This window comes from Enterobacter sp. V87_3, from assembly GCF_029967835.1.
Classification (GTDB): Bacteria; Pseudomonadota; Gammaproteobacteria; order Enterobacterales; family Enterobacteriaceae; genus Enterobacter; species Enterobacter cancerogenus.
The window spans coordinates 14,819-33,391 of record NZ_JASCAM010000001.1; the positions used below are offsets into that span (position 1 = coordinate 14,819).

The following is an 18,573-nucleotide window of genomic DNA, read 5'->3' on the forward strand; positions in this document are numbered from 1 at the left end:
CGCTATTACGGAAGATAACTGATGAAGAAAAAAATCGTTTTCTGCGCCCTGCTTCTCGGCGTTTCATGCTCAGCCCTCGCGTCCTCCCTGTCAGAAAAAGAGCTGGCAAAGGTGGTGAAGCGCACCGTGACGCCTCTGATGAAAGCACAGTCCATTCCGGGCATGGCGGTGGCGGTGATCTATCAGGGCCAGCCGCACTACTTCACCTTCGGCAAAGCCGATGTTGCTGCAAACACACCCGTCACGCCGCAGACCTTATTCGAGCTGGGCTCTGTCAGTAAAACTTTCACCGGCGTGCTGGGCGGCGATGCCATTGCCCGCGGCGAAATTTCGCTTAACGATCCGGTGACGATGTACTGGCCTGAACTGACCGGCAAGCAGTGGCAGGGCATCCGCCTGCTGGATCTCGCCACCTACACCGCCGGTGGCCTGCCGTTACAGGTGCCGGATAACGTCACCGACCCGGCCGCACTGCTGAACTTCTATCAAACGTGGCAGCCGCAGTGGAAACCGGGCACCACGCGCCTGTATGCCAATTCCAGCATCGGCCTCTTTGGGGCGCTGGCGGTCAAGCCCTCTGGAATGGGCTTTGAGCAGGCCATGGCCACGCGCGTCCTGAAGCCGCTGAAGCTCGATCATACCTGGATCCAGGTTCCGAAATCCGAAGAGCAGCATTACGCCTGGGGCTATCGCGACGGCAAAGCGGTCCACGTTTCACCGGGTATGCTGGACGGCGAAGCCTATGGCGTAAAAAGCAACGCCGAAGACATGGCGAGCTGGGTGATGGTAAACATGGCACCGGAGCGCGTTCAGGCTACATCACTTAAACAGGGTATCGCCCTGGCACAGTCACGCTACTGGCGCGTTGGGTCGATGTATCAGGGGCTGGGCTGGGAGATGCTGAACTGGCCGGTCGATGGCAAAACGATTATCGATGGCAGTGATAATAAGATCGCGCTGGCAGCGTTACCCGCGCGAGAAGTAAACCCTCCGGCACCACCGGTTAAGGCCTCGTGGGTCCATAAAACGGGCTCAACCGGCGGGTTCGGCAGCTACGTGGCCTTCATTCCCGAGAAGCAACTGGGGATCGTAATGCTGGCGAACAAAAGCTATCCGAACCCTGCCCGGGTAGAAGCGGCTTACCAGATCCTTAACGCACTGCAGTAACGCGTTGCCGGGTGGCGGCTTCGTCCACCCGGCCTCCGCCAGCACCAACGTACAAACCCGCATTTTCCTTGCTGTCATCTACACTTAACAAAAAACCAGTAAGGAAACACCTATGCGCATTCTGCCTGTTATCGCCGCAGTGACAGCCGCGTTTTTAGTCGTTGCCTGCAGCTCCCCTACACCTCCTCCTGGCGTGACTGTCGTCAGCAATTTCGACGCACAACGCTTCCTTGGCACCTGGTATGAAATCGCCCGCCTCGATCATCGCTTTGAACGCGGATTAGAAAAAGTTACGGCACATTACAGCTCAATGGATGACGGCGGTATTCAGGTCGTTAACCGGGGATATAATCCGGATCGTGAGATGTGGCAGCAGTCTGTGGGTAAAGCCTACTTTACCGGCGATCCGCACAGAGCCGCCATGAAGATCTCGTTTATTGGCCCGTTCTACGGCGGATACAACGTGATCGCGCTCGACAGAGAGTATCGCCATGCGCTGATTTGCGGGCCGGATCGCAGCTATCTGTGGATACTCTCCCGCACGCCAACCCTTTCACCCGAAATGAAACAGCAGATGCTCGACGTTGCGACCCGGCAAGGGTTTGATGTAACGAAATTAATCTGGGTAGAGCAGCCGCATTAATGCGTGCTGAGCTTCAGCCCTATGATCCCGGCAACAATCAACGCGAGGCTGGCGATGCGCGCCAGGCTCGCTGATTCTCCCAGCAGTAAGATCCCGGTTATCGCCGCACCGACGGCACCAATGCCCGTCCAGACGGCATAGGCTGTACCCACGGGCAGAGAACGCATCGCCCATGACAGCAGGACAATGCTCACAATCATCGCGGTAACGGTAATGACGCTTGGGGTCAGGCGGGTGAAACCATGGGTATATTTCAGGCCAATGGCCCATACCACTTCGAGCAGACCGGCAATAAAGAGAATAATCCAGGACATCTCAGGCTCCTTAACTTCAGTGAAAGTTGGGGCCGTCCCCGGTGAAAGAGGCGCTTACGGGTCGTCCCGCAAGGCAGAGGTTACACGCCCTATTTTGGTTAGCGTGCAATTTTTTTTCAATCCTTTTTTGCTGAACGTGTTAAGGCAAGAAATAGCCTCAGTATGCCGTGCAGTTCAGGCATTTATCACTCATCCGACTTCTCTATGATGGTGTGCTTTCTGATGGCAGGAAGCCAAACCATTAGCCGACTGCGAATACAATATGTTCAAAATTCTTTTGATTGACCGTTGTCACTTCACCCGCGCCGGGATTGAAGACTGGCTCAATCACTCAGGCCTGTTTCCGGGTGACTTCGTTGTGACCGGCCTGAATAATCTGTTTCTTGCCCGAGAGCACATCCTGCAGTGGAAACCGACGTTAGTTATCGCTGACTTACACGGTTTCAGACAGGACATTCACCATTTTCAGCAGCTCTCTTCCTTGCTGATAGCCAGCGAAACGCTGCCTTTTATTTTATTGCAGTCGGGCGAGGAGAAAGCGATGGCAGATTATGTGGCGCAGTTCCCGGTATGGTCGTCACTGCACAAAAAAACCGATCTCGAACAGCTGGCAACGGTGATTAACGACGCGCTGACAATGTGTACGCGCGTGGCGATCCCGCAGGCGGCGGCCCCGCTGTTAACCCGGCAGGAAGAAAAAGTGCTGACGCTGTGGATGAATGGTGCAAGCAACCAAAATATTGCCAGCCACCTGAGTATTAACGGAAAGACGGTTTATACGTATAAACGCAATATTCGCATGAAATTACATATGGATACGCGCTTTTCACCGTTTTTATCGCTGCAGGAAAGTGAAAATTGACGGTACGGGGAGATGACACGCCGTACCGCCCTGTTTCATCAGTTCTGAGCTTTAGTCGCTGCACCAGAAATGGCACTACCACCGTCAGAGATATCTTCCCCTACACCACGGGTGGTATTACATGCGGTCAGTACCGAAGACAGCACCAGAACAGAAAAGATCGCTGCAATTGTTTTCTTAACCATAATATCTTCCTTTTATAGCCAAAGTTATTTTGTGTATAGCAACTTAAGGATAGACAAGATCCTGGCGATTGACGGAAAAGGAACAATTTTTAGGAAAATTAGACGGGATTAGCTGGCTGCGTGGGAAATGATATGGCCGAGATCCTGAATATCTTCGCCCATGCCGCGCGCGGTGTTACATCCGGAAAGGAACGCGCTGGAAAGCGCTAACAGAAGCAGAATTTTTACGATACGTTTCATCATCCGTGCCTGAAAATCAGGCGCAGCGGGCGCTGCGCCTTTCATCATCTACATGAATTACTTCACGCGGGATACGTATTCGCCGGAGCGGGTATCCACTTTGATCACTTCGCCAGTCTGTACGAACAGCGGAACTTTAACCACGGCACCGGTGGACAGTTTAGCTGGCTTACCGCCAGTACCTGCGGTGTCGCCCTTCAGACCTGGATCGGTTTCAACGATTTCCAGCTCAACGAAGTTAGGTGGGGTCACAGCGATAGGCTGGCCGTTCCACAGGGTCACGATGCACTCGGCCTGATCCAGCAGCCATTTAGCGCTGTCACCTACGGCTTTCTCATCAGCAGACAGCTGTTCGAAAGTCGTATTGTTCATGAAATGCCAGAACTCACCGTCGTTGTACAGGTAAGTCAGGTTCATATCGACAACATCTGCGCCTTCAGCGGAGTCAGTAGACTTGAAGGTTTTTTCTACACGGGTACCGGTCAGCAGACGGCGCAGCTTAACGCGCGCGAACGCCTGGCCTTTACCTGGTTTAACGAATTCGCTGGCTTCAACCGCATACGGTTCGCCGTCCATCATGATTTTAAGACCAGCACGAAAATCGTTGCTATAGTACGTTGCCATAAGGCCCTCTAAATTTGTTAACTGGTAGCTAAGCCACAAAATGGCGCATATTGTAACCCTAAACACCCCGTCCAGAGAAGATTGGTTATCGCAACTTGCCGATGTAATCACCAGTCCTGATGAATTGCTGCGTCTCTTAGACCTCGAAGGGCATCAAACATTGCTCGCAGGCCGTGAGGCAAAGCGCCTGTTTGCCCTGCGCGTGCCCCGCGCGTTTGTCGCCCGCATGGAGAAAGGTAACCCTGACGATCCGTTGCTAAAACAAACGCTTACTTCTCAGGATGAGTTTGTCACTGCGCCGGGTTACAGCACCGACCCGCTGGAAGAGCAGAACAGCGTCGTGCCGGGTTTGCTGCATAAATACCTTAATCGCGCTCTGCTGCTGGTGAAGGGCGGCTGCGCGGTAAATTGCCGTTATTGTTTCCGCCGTCACTTCCCCTACGCTGATAATCAGGGAAACAAGCGTAACTGGCAGGTCGCGCTGGACTATATCGCCGCCCACCCGGAACTGGATGAGATCATTTTTTCCGGTGGCGACCCGCTGATGGCAAAAGATCACGAGCTGGACTGGCTGCTGACCCAGCTTGAAGCCATCCCGCACATTAAGCGTCTGCGTATTCATAGCCGTCTGCCGATCGTGATCCCGGCGCGGATCACCGACGGGCTGGTTTCGCGCCTTGCGCAGTCTCGTTTACAGGTTTTGCTGGTCAACCATATCAACCACGCCAACGAAATTGACGATGAATTTCGGGCGGCGATGATTCGCCTGCGTCAGGCAGGCGTGACGCTGCTGAACCAGAGCGTGCTGCTGCGCGGCGTCAATGATAATGCCCGCGTGCTGGCCGATCTGAGCAATGCGCTGTTTGATGCAGGCGTGATGCCCTATTACCTGCATGTGCTGGATCGCGTTCAGGGGGCGGCACATTTTATGGTGACGGATGAAGAGGCGCGGCAGATCGTGCGCGAACTGCTAACGCTGGTCTCTGGCTATATGGTGCCGAAACTGGCGCGCGAGATTGGCGGTGAGCCAAGCAAGACGCCGCTGGATTTGCAGCTGCGTCAGAGCTAGTTTCCCCTCTCCCGACGGGAGAGGGAAAAGGCAATCAGTTCGGGCATTTATAGACCTGGCCGTTCATCTGGCTGGCCGTTGGAACGAAGCTGGACAGCATACTCTGCGTTGGGCTGCTCACGCCGTAAATCACGTTGCCTCCCATTGCTGCAGCCTGGTTACGCAGGGCGTTTGCCGCGCCGCGCATAGAGCCGCCTTCTTCACCGTGTTGCCCGGAAAGCCAGTTGCTTTGTTTACCGGAGGCTGTGCCTAACAGCTGGCATTCGCTACCCGGCTTATCTTCCACAAAGCGAACGCTTTGACCAGCCGCCGACAGCTCATTGCTGGAGCTACAACCCGCCAGCAGCAATGCTGCACCTACGATCCCTGCACAGACTTGTACGCGCATGTTATTCCTCGTTTTCAAAAAGCTGGACTCAGTTGTCCGTGTGTAAATCTTATACCTAAAAGATGACCAAAAGAAAAACACTGAGCATTTCTGCGAGTCCGATTCCGCCTCGCATGCCTTTTCTATCCTAAATGAATTCCGATATTAACCTTTGAGGTATCGTGTTTTAGCCCTTAATCGTTTTTAGTGGTGCCACGTACAACTTTTGTACGGCATAAAAAAAGGGGGCTTCATGAGTAGATCATCCTCAGGAGAGGAAAAAGTGACATGGGTGGGCTATCTGGCGTTTGTGCTTACCATTGTATTTTTTTCAGGTTTCTTCGCCAAAAGCACCGAATGGTGGCGCGTGCTGGATTTTACCGTCATTAACGGCAGCTTTGGCGCGGTGAACGGCGCGCTGACGTTTCGCGGCGAGGGCGGTACGGGGGCGAAAGACGGGTTCTTGTTTGCCCTTGAGCTGGCACCCTCGGTCATTTTATCGCTCGGCATTATCGCCGTGACCGAAGGATTAGGCGGGCTGCGCGCCGCGCAGCAGCTGATGACGCCGGTGTTGCGCCCGCTGCTCGGGGTACCCGGCGTATGCTCGCTGGCGCTGATCGCCAACCTGCAAAATACCGATGCTGCCGCAGGGATGACCAAAGAACTCGCTGACGAAGGGACGATTACCGGGCAGGAACGCGCCATTTTCGCCACCTTCCAGACCAGCGGAAGCGCCATCATAACGAACTATTTCTCTTCAGGCGCTGCGCTCTTTACCTTTATCACCGTCCCGGTGATTACGCCGCTGGCCGTAATTCTGGTGTTTAAATTTGTTGGCGCGAATCTTCTTCGCCTGTGGATTGCCCGCATCGAAGGCCGACATAGTCAGGAGGAAGCCAATGATCGCCCAGCCGCGTAAAAACATCATGGATCTGTTTATCGAGGGTGCCCGCCGCGGCTTTACCATTGCCACCACCAGCCTGCTACCCAATGTGGTCATGGCCTTCGTTATCATTCAGGCGCTCAAGGTAACGGGCCTGCTGGATATAGTGGGTAAGGTATGTGAACCCGTCATGGCGCTCTGGGGGCTGCCGGGCGCAGCGGCGACGGTGCTGCTGGCTTCGGTGATGAGTATGGGCGGTGGCGTGGGTGTCTGCGCCAGCCTGGTGGCCGCAGGAACGCTGAATGGACACGATGCCACCGTTCTTCTCCCGGCAATTTACCTGATGGGCAATCCGGTGCAAAACACGGGGCGCTGCCTGGGTACCGCAGGCGTTGACCCAAAATACTATCCGCACATTATCACCATCTGCGTGATTAACGCGCTGGTCTCTCTGTGGGTGATGCAACTGCTTGTCTAAAAAAAAGCCCCCGACATTGCTGTCGGGGGCTTCTTTATTTCTGCAAAGGGCAGAACTGCATGATTACATCATGCCGCCCATTCCACCCATGCCGCCCATACCAGCAGCACCTAAGTCAGGTGCGTCGCCTTTAGGCAGGTCGGTCACCATGCACTCGGTGGTGATCATTAGGCCAGCAACAGATGCCGCGTACTGCAGAGCAGAACGGGTCACTTTTGTTGGGTCCAGAATACCGAAGTCGATCATGTTGCCGTATTCTTCAGTTGCTGCGTTGTAACCGTAGTTACCTTCGCCTGCTTTCACGTTGTTAGTCACAACAGACGGCTCTTCACCGGCGTTGGACACGATCTGACGCAGAGGTGCTTCCATCGCGCGCAGCGCAACTTTGATACCCACGTTCTGATCTTCGTTCTGAGCAGTCAGGTTAGCCAGTTTAGCGGCAACACGCACCAGCGCGACACCACCACCAGCAACGACGCCTTCTTCTACCGCAGCACGGGTTGCGTGCAGGGCATCGTCAACGCGCGCTTTCTTCTCTTTCATTTCAACTTCGGTCGCAGCACCGACTTTGATTACCGCAACACCGCCTGCCAGTTTCGCTACGCGCTCCTGCAGTTTTTCACGGTCGTAATCAGAGGTCGCTTCTTCGATCTGCTTACGGATCTGAGCCACACGGCCCTGGATTGCGCCTTCTTCACCCACGCCATCGATGATGGTGGTGGTGTCTTTGTTGATGACAACGCGTTTCGCCTGGCCCAGGTCTTCCAGAGTGGCTTTTTCCAGCTCCATACCGATCTCTTCGGAGATGACGGTACCGCCGGTCAGGGTTGCGATATCCTGCAGCATCGCTTTACGACGATCGCCGAAGCCAGGTGCTTTAACCGCAGCCACTTTCACGATGCCACGCATGGTGTTAACCACCAGGGTTGCCAGCGCTTCGCCTTCAACGTCTTCAGCGATGATAACCAGCGGCTTGCCTGCTTTCGCAACGGCTTCCAGCACTGGCAGCATTTCGCGGATGTTGGAGATTTTTTTGTCAGCCAGCAGGATGAACGGGCTTTCCAGCTCAACTGCACCGGTTTCCGGCTTGTTGATGAAGTATGGAGACAGGTAACCGCGGTCGAACTGCATACCTTCAACTACGTCCAGTTCGTCTTCCAGGCCGGTACCGTCTTCAACGGTGATCACGCCTTCTTTGCCGACTTTGTCCATCGCTTCTGCGATCAGCTTACCTACGGTTTCGTCGGAGTTAGCGGAGATAGTACCAACCTGAGCAATCGCTTTAGAGTCAGAGCACGGTACGGACAGCGCTTTCAGTTCTTCAACGGCGGAGGCGACAGCTTTGTCGATACCACGTTTCAGATCCATTGGGTTCATGCCCGCCGCAACGGCTTTCAGGCCTTCAGTGATGATAGCCTGAGCCAGCACGGTCGCGGTGGTGGTACCGTCGCCTGCAGCGTCGTTCGCTTTAGAGGCAACTTCTTTCACCATCTGCGCGCCCATGTTTTCGAATTTGTCTTCCAGTTCGATTTCACGTGCAACAGAAACACCATCTTTGGTGATGGTTGGAGCGCCGAAGGATTTATCCAGCACTACGTTGCGGCCTTTCGGGCCAAGAGTGACTTTAACTGCATCTGCCAGCACGTTTACGCCGCGCAGCATTTTCACACGAGCGTCGTTACCGAATTTTACGTCTTTAGCTGCCATGTTCTTTTTTCCTCAAATTCGTACAGTTTCGTGCGTAGATTACGCTTCAACAATTGCCAGAATATCGCTCTCGGACATGATCAACACTTCTTCATTGTCGATCTTCTCGGATTTCACGCCGTAGCCATCGTTGAAAATGACGATGTCACCAACTTTAACGTCCAGAGGCTGCACAGTTCCGTTTTCCAGGATGCGGCCCTTACCGACAGCGATGATTTCGCCACGCGTTGATTTGGCTGCTGCAGAACCGGTCAGAACGATGCCGCCTGCAGACTTAGTTTCAACTTCTTTACGTTTGACGATCACACGATCATGTAACGGACGAATACTCATTGATAGCTCTCCTTTGAGAAAGTCATTATCAGTTATGGATGACGCCGGTCCGCACGCGGTTTCCGGCTAGTGCACTGAGAGATGGGGATAGCTTTTTACCCCTTCAAGGGGGAATCGAAAAAAAATTTGCGAAAGTGTTACCATCGCCTCTCTTTTAATGGCGGCAGGACGATGTAAATGAGTGGACTGAAACAGGAGCTGGGGCTGGCGCAGGGGATAGGGTTGCTCTCCACCTCTTTGCTCGGCACGGGCGTTTTTGCGGTCCCTGCGCTGGCGGCGCTGGTCGCGGGAAATAACAGCCTGTGGGCCTGGCCGGCGCTGATTGTGCTGGTTTTCCCGGTGGCGATTGTTTTTGCGATCCTCGGGCGGCACTTCCCCAGCGCAGGCGGGGTGGCGCACTTTGTCGGGATGGCATTCGGTCCACGTCTGGAGCGCGTGACGGGCTGGCTGTTTCTTTCGGTGATCCCGGTCGGCCTGCCTGCCGCGCTGCATATTGCGGCTGGCTTTGGGCAGGCGCTTTTTGGCTGGCATCACGAGCAGCTCCTGCTGGCCGAGCTGGGTACGCTGGCGATTGTCTGGTGGGTTGGGTCACGCGGGGCGAGTTCCAGCGCTAACCTGCAAACGCTGGTCGCGGTGCTGATCGTCGCACTCATTGCCGCCATCTGGTGGGCGGGCGATATCAACGTCGCGGACATTCCGTTCCCGGCGGTGAAGGATGTCGATCATTCCCAACTGTTCGCCGCGCTTTCCGTGATGTTCTGGTGTTTTGTCGGGCTGGAGGCCTTTGCTCATCTGGCGTCAGAATTTAAACAGCCCGAACGCGACTTCCCGCGCGCGCTGATGATCGGCCTGCTACTGGCGGGCACGGTGTATTGGGCCTGCACCGTTCTTGTGCTGCATTTTAATGCGTTTGGCGCAGATAAAGCTGCCGCAGCGTCGCTGCCGGGGATCGTGGTGCAGCTGTTTGGTGTGAAAGCGCTGTGGGTAGCGTGCGTGATTGGCTATCTGGCCTGCTTTGCCAGCCTTAACATCTACATCCAGAGCTTTGCGCGCCTGGTATGGTCGCAGGCGTTGTACAAACCCGAAAGCCGCCTTGCGCGCTTGTCCAAACGTCAGCTGCCATTGAATGCGCTTAATGCCGTGCTGGGCTGCTGTGTGGTGAGCACGCTGTGCATTTACGGCCTGGACATCAATCTTGATGCGTTAATCGTCTACGCCAACGGCATCTTCATCATGATTTATCTGCTGTGCATGCTGGCAGGCTGCCGTTTGCTGAAGGGGCGTTATAAAGCGCTGGCGATCGTCGGGGGTGTGCTGTGTCTGCTGCTGCTGGCGATGGTGGGCTGGAAAAGCCTGTACGCCATTGTCATGCTGGCGGGACTGTGGGCGTTTTTGCCGACGCGCGGTGCGCTCCGCTAGTTGCCAGTTAGCGAAGCGCCACAGAAGAAAATTTATCGATCGTCTTTATGGTCTAAACGGTCGCGCTGGTCGTCCTTACGCTGATACTCCCCGTCGAACGTGTCGCCAGGGCCGGTGCTGAAACCACCGCCTGGCACGCGGTTGAATCGCAGATGCGGCAGCAGTTTCATGGTCAGGTGCTTTTGAACCGGCGGTAACAGCAGCAACAGGCCGAGGAAATCGGTAAAGAACCCCGGCAGGATCAGCAGCAGGCCTGCAATAATCAGCGACACACTTTTGATCATCTCGGCGGCTGGGCTTTCGCCTGCGGCCATCTTCTGCTGCATTAACAGGAAGTTCTTGAAGCCCTGGTTGCGCACCAGCGACATGCCGATAACGGAGGTGAAGATCACCAGAATCAGCGTCAGCAGGACGCCCAACACATGAGCAACCTGAATGAAAATCGAAATCTCAATGTAAACGTAGAGAAAGAAAGCAATAAACGGTATCCAGCGCACTGGCATCTCCTGTATGGCAGGTGCCGTAAGGCCCCTGTCTGAATGTGTTCGCGAAGCGCGTCTGTAAGAGATGGTGACGGTTAGCCAAAATTCAATCGGTTTGCACGGATATTTTTTCTGGAAATATTAAAGCGGTGACTCATTTCACAGATTAATAATTATCATGTGATCGAGACGATAATAAGTGATCCAGCTTACGGCAATTCGCTATCATCAGCATATGATCTCGAACATCTGGCTGATTGAGGGAATAATCGTCGGTCAGAAAATATTCAAAACCACATATATACTGTGTGTTTAGTACAATCCATCGGCAGCTTGAAAAGAAGGTTCACATGTTAAACAACATTCGTATCGAAGAAGACTTGTTGGGTACCAGGGAAGTTCCAGCGGATGCCTACTATGGTGTTCACACTCTGAGAGCGATTGAAAACTTCTACATCAGCAACAGCAAAATCAGCGACATCCCTGAATTTGTGCGTGGCATGGTGATGGTGAAAAAGGCCGCAGCACTGGCGAACAAAGAGCTGCAAACCATTCCGAAAAGCGCCGCAAATGCGATTATCGCCGCCTGCGATGAAGTGCTGAACAACGGCAAATGCATGGACCAGTTCCCGGTTGACGTCTATCAGGGCGGCGCGGGTACCTCCGTCAACATGAATACCAACGAGGTGCTGGCAAACATCGGCCTGGAGCTGATGGGTCACCAGAAAGGTGAATACCAGTACCTGAACCCGAACGACCACGTTAATAAATGCCAGTCCACCAACGACGCCTACCCGACCGGCTTCCGCATTGCGGTATATGCCTCCGTGGTGAAACTGGTCGACGCGATTAACCAGCTCGGCGAAGGCTTCCAGCGCAAAGCGGTTGAATTCCAGGATATCCTGAAGATGGGCCGTACCCAGCTGCAAGACGCGGTGCCTATGACCCTCGGCCAGGAATTCCACGCGTTTAACGTGCTGCTGAATGAAGAGACCAAAAACCTGCTGCGCACCTCTGAGCTGCTGCTGGAAGTTAACCTCGGCGCGACCGCCATCGGTACGCGTCTGAACACGCCGGACGGCTATCAGCAGCTGGCGGTACAGAAGCTGGCCGAAGTCTCTAATCTGCCGGTTGTGCCTGCAGAAGACCTGATTGAAGCCACCTCCGACTGCGGCGCTTACGTGATGGTTCACAGTGCCCTGAAACGTCTGGCAGTGAAGCTCTCCAAAATCTGTAACGACCTGCGTCTGCTCTCTTCCGGCCCGCGCGCCGGCCTGAACGAAATCAACCTGCCAGAGCTGCAGGCGGGTTCCTCTATTATGCCAGCCAAAGTTAACCCGGTGGTGCCAGAAGTGGTTAACCAGGTTTGCTTTAAAGTCATCGGGAACGACACGACCGTTACCATGGCTTCTGAAGCCGGTCAGCTGCAGCTCAATGTGATGGAGCCGGTTATCGGTCAGGCGATGTTTGAATCCATTCACATCCTGACTAACGCCTGCTACAACCTGCTGGAAAAATGCATTAACGGCATCACCGCCAATAAAGAAGTGTGTGAAGGCTACGTTTACAACTCCATCGGCATCGTCACCTACCTGAACCCGTTCATTGGTCACCACAACGGGGATATCGTCGGCAAAATTTGTGCCGAAACCGGTAAGAGCGTACGTGAAGTGGTGCTGGAGAGAGGTCTGTTGACCGAAGCCGAGCTGGACGATATCTTCTCCGCTCAAAACCTGATGCATCCGGCCTATAAAGCGAAACGTTATACCGATGAAAGCGAACAGTAACAGTTCAGGCTAAGCTACCGAAAGGCACGTCACTTGTGACGTGCCTTTTTTCTTTTTAAGCATTACCAATTACACAACAATTTAATATCAACTTGTTAATAAACAAGGAAGGCATATATGTTTGGAGCAGAACTCGTCATCGTCCTGTTGGCGATTTATCTGGGAGCAAGACTCGGAGGCATTGGCATTGGGTTTGCCGGTGGTCTCGGGGTGCTCGTTCTCACCCTGATCTTCCAGATCAAACCCGGCGCAATCCCGTTTGACGTCATCGAAATCATCATGGCGGTTATCGCCGCTATCGCTGCCATGCAGGTGGCTGGCGGGATGGATTACCTGGTCAGCCTGGCGGAGCGTATGCTGCGCCGCCATCCCAAATACATCACCTTCCTTGCGCCTCTGGTGACCTGGTTTATGACCATTCTCGCCGGTACCGGGCACACCGCCTTCTCCACGCTGCCGGTGATCACCGAAGTGGCGAAAGAGCAGGGTATCCGCCCTTCTCGCCCGCTCTCTATCGCGGTTGTGGCGTCTCAGATTGCCATCACCGCATCGCCCATTTCCGCCGCCGTGGTCTTCTTCGCCGGTATTCTGGAGCCGATGGGCGTGAGCTACCTGACGCTGCTGGCCATCTGTATTCCGGTCACGCTGATTGCCGTGATGATTACCGCCGTGCTGTGCAACTTCCTGGGTGCCGAGCTGAAAGATGACCCGGTTTATCAGGAACGTCTGGCGAAAGGTGAAGTGAAGCTGCGTGGCAGCCAGGTCTTCGAACTGAAGCCGCACGCAAAACGCTCCGTACTGCTGTTCCTGATTGGTATCGTTGCCGTGATGTTCTACGCCACCGCCATCAGCGACACCGTGGGCCTGATTCAGAACCCGGTTCTGCCGCGTAACGAAGCGATTGTGGTGTTTATGCTGACTATCGCCACGCTGATTAGCATTACCTGTAAAATCGACACCAGCGAAGTGCTGAACGCCAGCACCTTTAAATCCGGCATGAGCGCCTGCGTGTGCGTGCTTGGCGTGGCATGGCTTGGCGATACCTTCGTGAAAGCCCACATCAGCGATATCCAAACCGTTGCAGGCGACCTGCTGCATAACTATCCGTGGCTGCTGGCCGTGGTGCTGTTCTTCGCGGCGACCCTCCTTTACTCTCAGGCAGCGACCACCAAAGCGTTGATGCCAGCGGCCCTGATGCTGGGCGTAACGCCACTGACCGCGATCGCCTCTTTCGCCGCGGTATCTGCGCTGTTCGTGCTGCCAACGTATCCAACCCTACTGGCGGCGGTTGAGATGGATGACACCGGTTCGACCCGTATCGGGAAGTACGTGTTTAACCACGCGTTCCTGATCCCGGGCGTCGTCGCGATTTCCCTGTGCGTTATCCTCGGCTTTATCATCGGCGGTATCGTTCTGTAAACCGTTAGCCGTTGTAAAAATAGTTAAAATCGGGCCGCTCTGCGGCCCGTTTCATTAATGACCAACCGCCGTGCGTGATATAGTGAGGCCTTTCGTGATGAGGAGGTCGACTTGTGAACACGCCTGATGCTGTTGTCGTACTTTGTACCGCCCCAGATGAAGCCTCTGCCCAGGATCTCGCCGCTAAAGTGCTGGCCGAGAAACTGGCCGCCTGTGTGACTCTTCTTCCCGGTGCCACGTCCCTCTACTACTGGGAAGGCAAACTGGAACAAGAATACGAAGTCCAGATGCTGCTTAAAACCAACCTGGCGAACCAGCAGGCGCTCCTTGATTGCCTTAAGTCTCATCATCCTTACCAAACTCCGGAACTGCTGGCGCTGCCAGTCGTCCACGGCGATAACGATTATCTCTCATGGCTCAACGCTTCTTTACGCTGATCCTGCTGCTGTGCAGCACATCAGCCTTTGCCGGGTTGTTTGACGCACCCGGCCGTTCAAACTTTATTCCTGCTGACCAGGCGTTTGTTTTTGATTTTCAGCAGAACCAGCACGACCTCAACCTCACCTGGCAGGTGAAAGAGGGCTACTACCTCTACCGCAAGCAGGTCAGCATCACGCCCGCTCAGGCAAGCGTAGGCGCATTACAGATGCCCGCCGGCGAGTGGCACGAGGATGAGTTTTATGGCAAAAGCGAAATCTATCGCCAGCGCCTGAACGTGCCCGTTACGGTAAATCAGGCCGACACAGGTGCCACGCTGACGGTCACTTACCAGGGCTGCGCCGACGCGGGGTTCTGCTACCCCCCTGAGACGAAGGTGGTTCCCCTAAGTGAAGTAAGCGCTGCCGCCACCGTTTCACCTCCACCTTCCAACGTGAAGGACGAGGGGGAGAGCGCTTCAGACCTTCCTTTCTCCGCGCTCTGGGCCTTACTGATTGGTATTGGCATCGCCTTTACCCCGTGCGTGCTGCCGATGTATCCGCTGATTTCAGGCATTGTGCTGGGCGGTAAGCAAGGTCTGTCCACCGCCCGTGCGCTGCTACTGGCCTTTATTTACGTACAGGGCATGGCGCTGACCTATACGGCGCTTGGCCTTGTTGTGGCCGCAGCCGGGCTACAGTTCCAGGCAGCACTTCAGCATCCGTATGTGCTCATCGGCCTGTCGGGCGTGTTTATTCTGCTGGCACTGTCGATGTTCGGCCTGTTTACCCTGCAACTGCCCTCTTCCCTGCAGACACGCTTAACGCTGATGAGTAATCGTCAGCAGGGCGGCTCAGCAGGCGGTGTGTTCGCGATGGGGGCTATAGCCGGACTGATTTGCTCTCCGTGCACAACCGCGCCACTTAGCGCGATCCTGCTATACATCGCCCAGAGCGGTAATATGTGGCTGGGCGGCGGTACGCTTTATCTTTACGCACTGGGTATGGGCCTGCCGCTGATCCTGGTTACGGTGTTTGGCAACCGCCTGCTGCCTAAAAATGGCCCGTGGATGGAGACGGTTAAAACGGCATTTGGCTTTGTGATCCTGGCCCTGCCGGTTTTCCTGCTGGAACGCATCATCGGTGACGTTTGGGGCACGCGTCTGTGGGCGATGCTCGGCGTGGCGTTCTTCGCCTGGGCATTTATCGTCAGCCTCGGGGCAAAAAAACCGTGGATGCGTCTGGTACAAGTTCTTCTCCTTGCCGCTGCACTGATAAGCGTTCGTCCGCTGCAGGACTGGGCGTTTGGTGCGCCTGCGGGGCAATCGCAGGCGCATCTCAGCTTCACGCAGATTAAAAACGTGGATGAACTTAACCGCGCGCTGGTTCAGGCAATGGGGAAACCCGTAATGCTGGACCTCTATGCCGACTGGTGCGTGGCCTGCAAAGAGTTTGAAAAATACACCTTTAGCGATCCGCAGGTGCAACGTGCGCTGAAAGAGACGGTTCTGCTACAGGCGAACGTCACGGCAAACAGCGCGCAGGATAAAGCCTTACTTAAGCAACTTAACGTGCTCGGTCTGCCTACGATCCTGTTTTTCAATGAACAGGGCGAAGAACAACCAGCACAGCGTGTCACCGGGTTTATGGATGCTGCAGCGTTCAGTGCGCATTTGCACGATCGCCAACCGTAAACAACACTTTAAACGGGACAAACCGTGGGAACAGCGGAGGAGAAAACCGTGCAACGCGAAGACGTACTGGGACAAGCCCTGCAATTACTTGAGATTCAAGGGATCGCCAGCACCACGCTTGAGATGGTCGCCGACCGTATCGATTACCCTCTGGATGAATTAACACGCTTCTGGCCTGATAAAGAAGCGCTGCTTTACGATGCCCTGCGCTATCTTAGCCAACAGGTTGATGTCTGGCGCCGGCAGTTGATGTTAAATGAAGAGCTGACGACAGAACAGAAACTGCTGGCGCGTTATACCGCCCTGTCCGAATGCGTAAGCAACAACCGCTATCCGGGCTGTCTGTTTATCGCCGCCTGTACGTTCTACCCGGACCCAGGCCATCCGATTCACCAGCTGGCGGATCAGCAAAAGCGTGCGGCGCATGACTTCACCCATGAGCTGCTGACTACGCTTGAAGTGGACGATCCGGCGATGGTGGCTAAACAGATGGAGCTGGTGCTGGAGGGCTGCCTGAGCCGTATGCTGGTGAACCGTAGTCATGCCGACGTGGAAACAGCACATCGACTGGCAGAAGATATTCTGCGCTTCGCACAGTGCCGTATGGGTGGTGCATTGACCTAAGCTTTAGCGGTAAATTTGCCGTTTTCGCTGCGTAAACCGTCAGATTGTCGTAAAGTTAAGCAGTTGAACGGCTTTTCCCGAAATAATGTTGACGGTCAGGCGTGATTGCGGTTTAATGCGCTCCGTTGCCCGGATAGCTCAGTCGGTAGAGCAGGGGATTGAAAATCCCCGTGTCCTTGGTTCGATTCCGAGTCCGGGCACCACTATTTAAAGAACCCAGCCTATGGCTGGGTTTTTGCTTTCTGGAAATACAGTTCCCTCCCCTGGCACTCCATCTACCAGGCATTACCTGCTTTGGTCCCCATAGCTTTGCTAACATTTCATTAAATACGAAACATACCTTCCTTTTACGGAAGAAAGACTTCCTTTTTTTTGTTCCAACGACCCAAAGCCGACCAAATAGCGCAGACAATAACTGGCACAGGAATTGCATAGAATATTTTATTAATGTATTCGAAAACGAAGTCTTAACAAAATATGAGCATGAAAACCCTAAAAATCTATATTGAGCCAGCATCCCTTCCTTTGACGCAGCAATTGAACAATTATGTTCAGTCCATTGATGACGAAAACGTCTTCAGTGTCCTTATTCTTGGGAGATTAAAGTTAAATAGCGCTGAACTGGTAAATGGCAGAACTGTATTTTCTTACAATGTTAATGAATATTTATCACAAAAACTCGATAGCGTTGCTAAATTCATCGCCAATAAAAAGGACTATAGAATTGAAATTCATACAAATATTATCCATGAAACAGATATATTAGTACCATTATTACAAAGAGTTTTGCCGAAGATACCGTTAAAGCAGTTTAAACTTCATCTGTATGATGATGGCACCGGAACCATTATTCAACGCGTTATGATAGGTCGATTTGATGGTAAACTATTGAGAAAAATGATGCGTGAAAGGTCGGAAGTGTTCCAGCACCTTTTAATGATGAATAAACCGTTGGGCTCATGGGAATGGAATATTGCCGATAATTATATTTGGCATTATTTTATTGATACAAAGTACTATTTACTCGAGCCTTTTTATAACAAAACGGTAAAAAACCACTTCTTTGATGAACTGCAACCTTCCATAATTCCTTTATCCTATAAAGAGGGTGATATCTCGTTGCTATCAAATAATGGAATATGGGACCGCTTGTTAAATATTCCTGAAGACCTCCGTGTACGATTATCAGCAATAGCAAAATATAGAGATGCCACGCTCTTTCTAACAACTTTCTACCCTGATATTCGAAAGAGAGCTGCGCATCATCAGGCAATGTTAAGAAAAATCACTGAGCTTAAATCTTCAGGGATGCTGCCTAATGAGACGTCCATAATTTACAAAGGCCATCCAGCCAATCATGAATTAAATCATGAACTATGCACAGCCCTGGGTAATAATATCACAGTGCTTCCGGATAATATTCCGTTAGAGTATCTTCATACTCAGAGGTTATTACCTAAAAACATTGCGGGATGTTTTGGAACCTCTTTTTTCAGTATGAAGGATAAAAACGTTAAGTTCGTGATTATGAATGGCGATAAGCATTGTGATGAAAACATCATGAATATTGAGATCATTCAAATGCATAGCAGCTTTGACACAGACAAGATCATCTATCTTGAAGAGTCTTCCTGAAGCCTTATTAGCTGCAAGAAAAGTTCTTAATATTTTTGATTTTCCGTCTTTTAAACGTTGAAACACTCATACTTTCAGTCGGTAGCTTTTCTTTTCTAAATAAGCTACCGGACTGATCCTGGAACGTTTTTATCAGCTGTTATAGCTTCGCCTCATCCCAACCAAAAGCAAAAAACCCCGCACCTTACGGTACGGGGTTCTTCTTGTTTGATGCCTGGCAGTTCC

At 53.2% G+C, this 18,573-nt stretch carries 21 protein-coding genes and 1 tRNA gene; 14 read left to right on the top strand and 8 right to left on the bottom strand.

Annotated elements, in window-relative coordinates; all coding sequences use genetic code 11:
• The first annotated feature begins 21 nt into the window (after nucleotides 1-21).
• Nucleotides 22-1,167, top strand: a complete 1,146-nt coding sequence (ampC, locus tag QLG21_RS00070) for a CMY2-MIR-ACT-EC family cephalosporin-hydrolyzing class C beta-lactamase (protein ID WP_282483635.1) — start codon at nucleotides 22-24, stop codon at nucleotides 1,165-1,167.
• Nucleotides 1,168-1,279: 112 nt separating this feature from the next.
• Nucleotides 1,280-1,810, top strand: coding sequence for a lipocalin family protein (locus QLG21_RS00075; RefSeq protein WP_006178945.1), 531 nt, complete (start codon nucleotides 1,280-1,282; stop codon nucleotides 1,808-1,810).
• Here QLG21_RS00075 and sugE read toward each other — a convergent pair.
• Nucleotides 1,807-2,124, bottom strand: coding sequence for a quaternary ammonium compound efflux SMR transporter SugE (sugE, locus tag QLG21_RS00080; protein WP_006178944.1), 318 nt, complete (start codon nucleotides 2,122-2,124; stop codon nucleotides 1,807-1,809). The two genes, QLG21_RS00075 and sugE, sit on opposite strands and share 4 nt — an antisense overlap.
• 262 nt (nucleotides 2,125-2,386) lie before the next feature.
• Between sugE and QLG21_RS00085 the strand changes: the two genes are divergently transcribed.
• Nucleotides 2,387-2,986 carry a LuxR C-terminal-related transcriptional regulator gene (locus QLG21_RS00085; RefSeq protein ID WP_137849753.1) on the top strand — a complete coding sequence of 200 codons (600 nt, stop codon included), beginning with the start codon at nucleotides 2,387-2,389 and terminating at the stop codon, nucleotides 2,984-2,986.
• 38 nt (nucleotides 2,987-3,024) lie between these two features.
• On the opposite strand, the gene ecnB is transcribed toward QLG21_RS00085, so the two are convergent.
• From ecnB to efp, 3 genes are all read right to left on the bottom strand, one after another.
• The gene (ecnB, locus tag QLG21_RS00090) at nucleotides 3,025-3,171 is read right to left on the bottom strand and encodes a lipoprotein toxin entericidin B (RefSeq protein ID WP_006178941.1); all 147 of its coding nucleotides are present in this window, start codon (nucleotides 3,169-3,171) and stop codon (nucleotides 3,025-3,027) included.
• 108 nt (nucleotides 3,172-3,279) lie between these two features.
• Entirely contained in the window at nucleotides 3,280-3,411 is a 132-nt protein-coding gene (locus QLG21_RS00095; protein ID WP_042322597.1) for an entericidin A/B family lipoprotein, read from the bottom strand.
• 57 nt (nucleotides 3,412-3,468) lie between these two features.
• Complete coding sequence (efp, locus tag QLG21_RS00100; RefSeq protein WP_006178939.1) at nucleotides 3,469-4,035, bottom strand: elongation factor P; 567 nt, start codon at nucleotides 4,033-4,035, stop codon at nucleotides 3,469-3,471.
• A gap of 40 nt (nucleotides 4,036-4,075) precedes the next feature.
• Here efp and epmB point away from each other — a divergent pair, with 40 nt between their 5' ends.
• Complete coding sequence (epmB, locus tag QLG21_RS00105; protein ID WP_006178938.1) at nucleotides 4,076-5,104, top strand: EF-P beta-lysylation protein EpmB; 1,029 nt, start codon at nucleotides 4,076-4,078, stop codon at nucleotides 5,102-5,104.
• 34 nt (nucleotides 5,105-5,138) lie between these two features.
• Here epmB and QLG21_RS00110 read toward each other — a convergent pair whose 3' ends face one another.
• Nucleotides 5,139-5,492 carry a DUF4156 domain-containing protein gene (locus QLG21_RS00110; RefSeq protein ID WP_006178937.1) on the bottom strand — a complete coding sequence of 118 codons (354 nt, stop codon included), beginning with the start codon at nucleotides 5,490-5,492 and terminating at the stop codon, nucleotides 5,139-5,141.
• A 232-nt stretch (nucleotides 5,493-5,724) separates the two neighbouring features.
• Here QLG21_RS00110 and QLG21_RS00115 point away from each other — a divergent pair, with 232 nt between their 5' ends.
• Both QLG21_RS00115 and QLG21_RS00120 read left to right on the top strand, forming a co-directional pair.
• Nucleotides 5,725-6,390 (top strand): nucleoside recognition domain-containing protein, encoded by a 666-nt coding sequence (locus tag QLG21_RS00115; RefSeq protein WP_137849756.1) that lies wholly within the window; start codon nucleotides 5,725-5,727, stop codon nucleotides 6,388-6,390.
• Nucleotides 6,371-6,832 (top strand): YjiG family protein, encoded by a 462-nt coding sequence (locus QLG21_RS00120; protein ID WP_058609507.1) that lies wholly within the window; start codon nucleotides 6,371-6,373, stop codon nucleotides 6,830-6,832. Before QLG21_RS00115 ends, QLG21_RS00120 begins: the two co-directional genes overlap by 20 nt.
• 63 nt (nucleotides 6,833-6,895) lie before the next feature.
• Here the strand turns inward: QLG21_RS00120 and groL are convergent, their stop codons facing one another.
• Together groL and QLG21_RS00130 are read right to left on the bottom strand one after the other, a co-directional pair.
• Complete coding sequence (gene groL / locus QLG21_RS00125) at nucleotides 6,896-8,539, bottom strand: chaperonin GroEL (protein ID WP_137849757.1); 1,644 nt, start codon at nucleotides 8,537-8,539, stop codon at nucleotides 6,896-6,898.
• A 39-nt stretch (nucleotides 8,540-8,578) separates the two neighbouring features.
• The gene (locus QLG21_RS00130) at nucleotides 8,579-8,872 is read right to left on the bottom strand and encodes a co-chaperone GroES (protein ID WP_003855929.1); all 294 of its coding nucleotides are present in this window, start codon (nucleotides 8,870-8,872) and stop codon (nucleotides 8,579-8,581) included.
• Nucleotides 8,873-9,049: 177 nt separating this feature from the next.
• Here QLG21_RS00130 and yjeH point away from each other — a divergent pair, with 177 nt between their 5' ends.
• The gene (gene yjeH / locus QLG21_RS00135; protein WP_102891546.1) at nucleotides 9,050-10,291 is read left to right on the top strand and encodes an L-methionine/branched-chain amino acid transporter; all 1,242 of its coding nucleotides are present in this window, start codon (nucleotides 9,050-9,052) and stop codon (nucleotides 10,289-10,291) included.
• A gap of 32 nt (nucleotides 10,292-10,323) precedes the next feature.
• On the opposite strand, the gene QLG21_RS00140 is transcribed toward yjeH, so the two are convergent.
• Nucleotides 10,324-10,788, bottom strand: a complete 465-nt coding sequence (locus QLG21_RS00140; protein WP_042322475.1) for an FxsA family protein — start codon at nucleotides 10,786-10,788, stop codon at nucleotides 10,324-10,326.
• Nucleotides 10,789-11,123: 335 nt separating this feature from the next.
• On the opposite strand from QLG21_RS00140, the gene aspA reads away from it, so the two are divergent.
• The 7 genes from aspA to QLG21_RS00175 all read left to right on the top strand — a co-directional run bounded on the left by aspA (nucleotide 11,124) and on the right by QLG21_RS00175 (nucleotide 18,348).
• Nucleotides 11,124-12,560, top strand: a complete 1,437-nt coding sequence (gene aspA, locus QLG21_RS00145) for an aspartate ammonia-lyase (RefSeq protein WP_006178931.1) — start codon at nucleotides 11,124-11,126, stop codon at nucleotides 12,558-12,560.
• Between the two features lie 117 nt (nucleotides 12,561-12,677).
• Nucleotides 12,678-13,979 carry an anaerobic C4-dicarboxylate transporter gene (locus QLG21_RS00150; RefSeq protein WP_006178930.1) on the top strand — a complete coding sequence of 434 codons (1,302 nt, stop codon included), beginning with the start codon at nucleotides 12,678-12,680 and terminating at the stop codon, nucleotides 13,977-13,979.
• Between the two features lie 113 nt (nucleotides 13,980-14,092).
• Nucleotides 14,093-14,416, top strand: a complete 324-nt coding sequence (cutA, locus tag QLG21_RS00155; RefSeq protein ID WP_006178929.1) for a divalent cation tolerance protein CutA — start codon at nucleotides 14,093-14,095, stop codon at nucleotides 14,414-14,416.
• Nucleotides 14,392-16,089 (top strand): protein-disulfide reductase DsbD, encoded by a 1,698-nt coding sequence (locus QLG21_RS00160; RefSeq protein ID WP_282483636.1) that lies wholly within the window; start codon nucleotides 14,392-14,394, stop codon nucleotides 16,087-16,089. The genes cutA and QLG21_RS00160 overlap by 25 nt, the downstream gene beginning before the upstream one ends.
• A 48-nt stretch (nucleotides 16,090-16,137) precedes the next feature.
• Complete coding sequence (locus QLG21_RS00165; protein WP_042322470.1) at nucleotides 16,138-16,713, top strand: transcriptional regulator; 576 nt, start codon at nucleotides 16,138-16,140, stop codon at nucleotides 16,711-16,713.
• Nucleotides 16,714-16,840: 127 nt separating this feature from the next.
• A tRNA-Phe gene (locus QLG21_RS00170) sits at nucleotides 16,841-16,916 on the top strand.
• 280 nt (nucleotides 16,917-17,196) lie between these two features.
• On the top strand, nucleotides 17,197-18,348 hold the full coding sequence (locus tag QLG21_RS00175; RefSeq protein WP_282483637.1) for a hypothetical protein: 1,152 nt from the start codon (nucleotides 17,197-17,199) through the stop codon (nucleotides 18,346-18,348).
• Nucleotides 18,349-18,573: the final 225 nt, after the last annotated feature.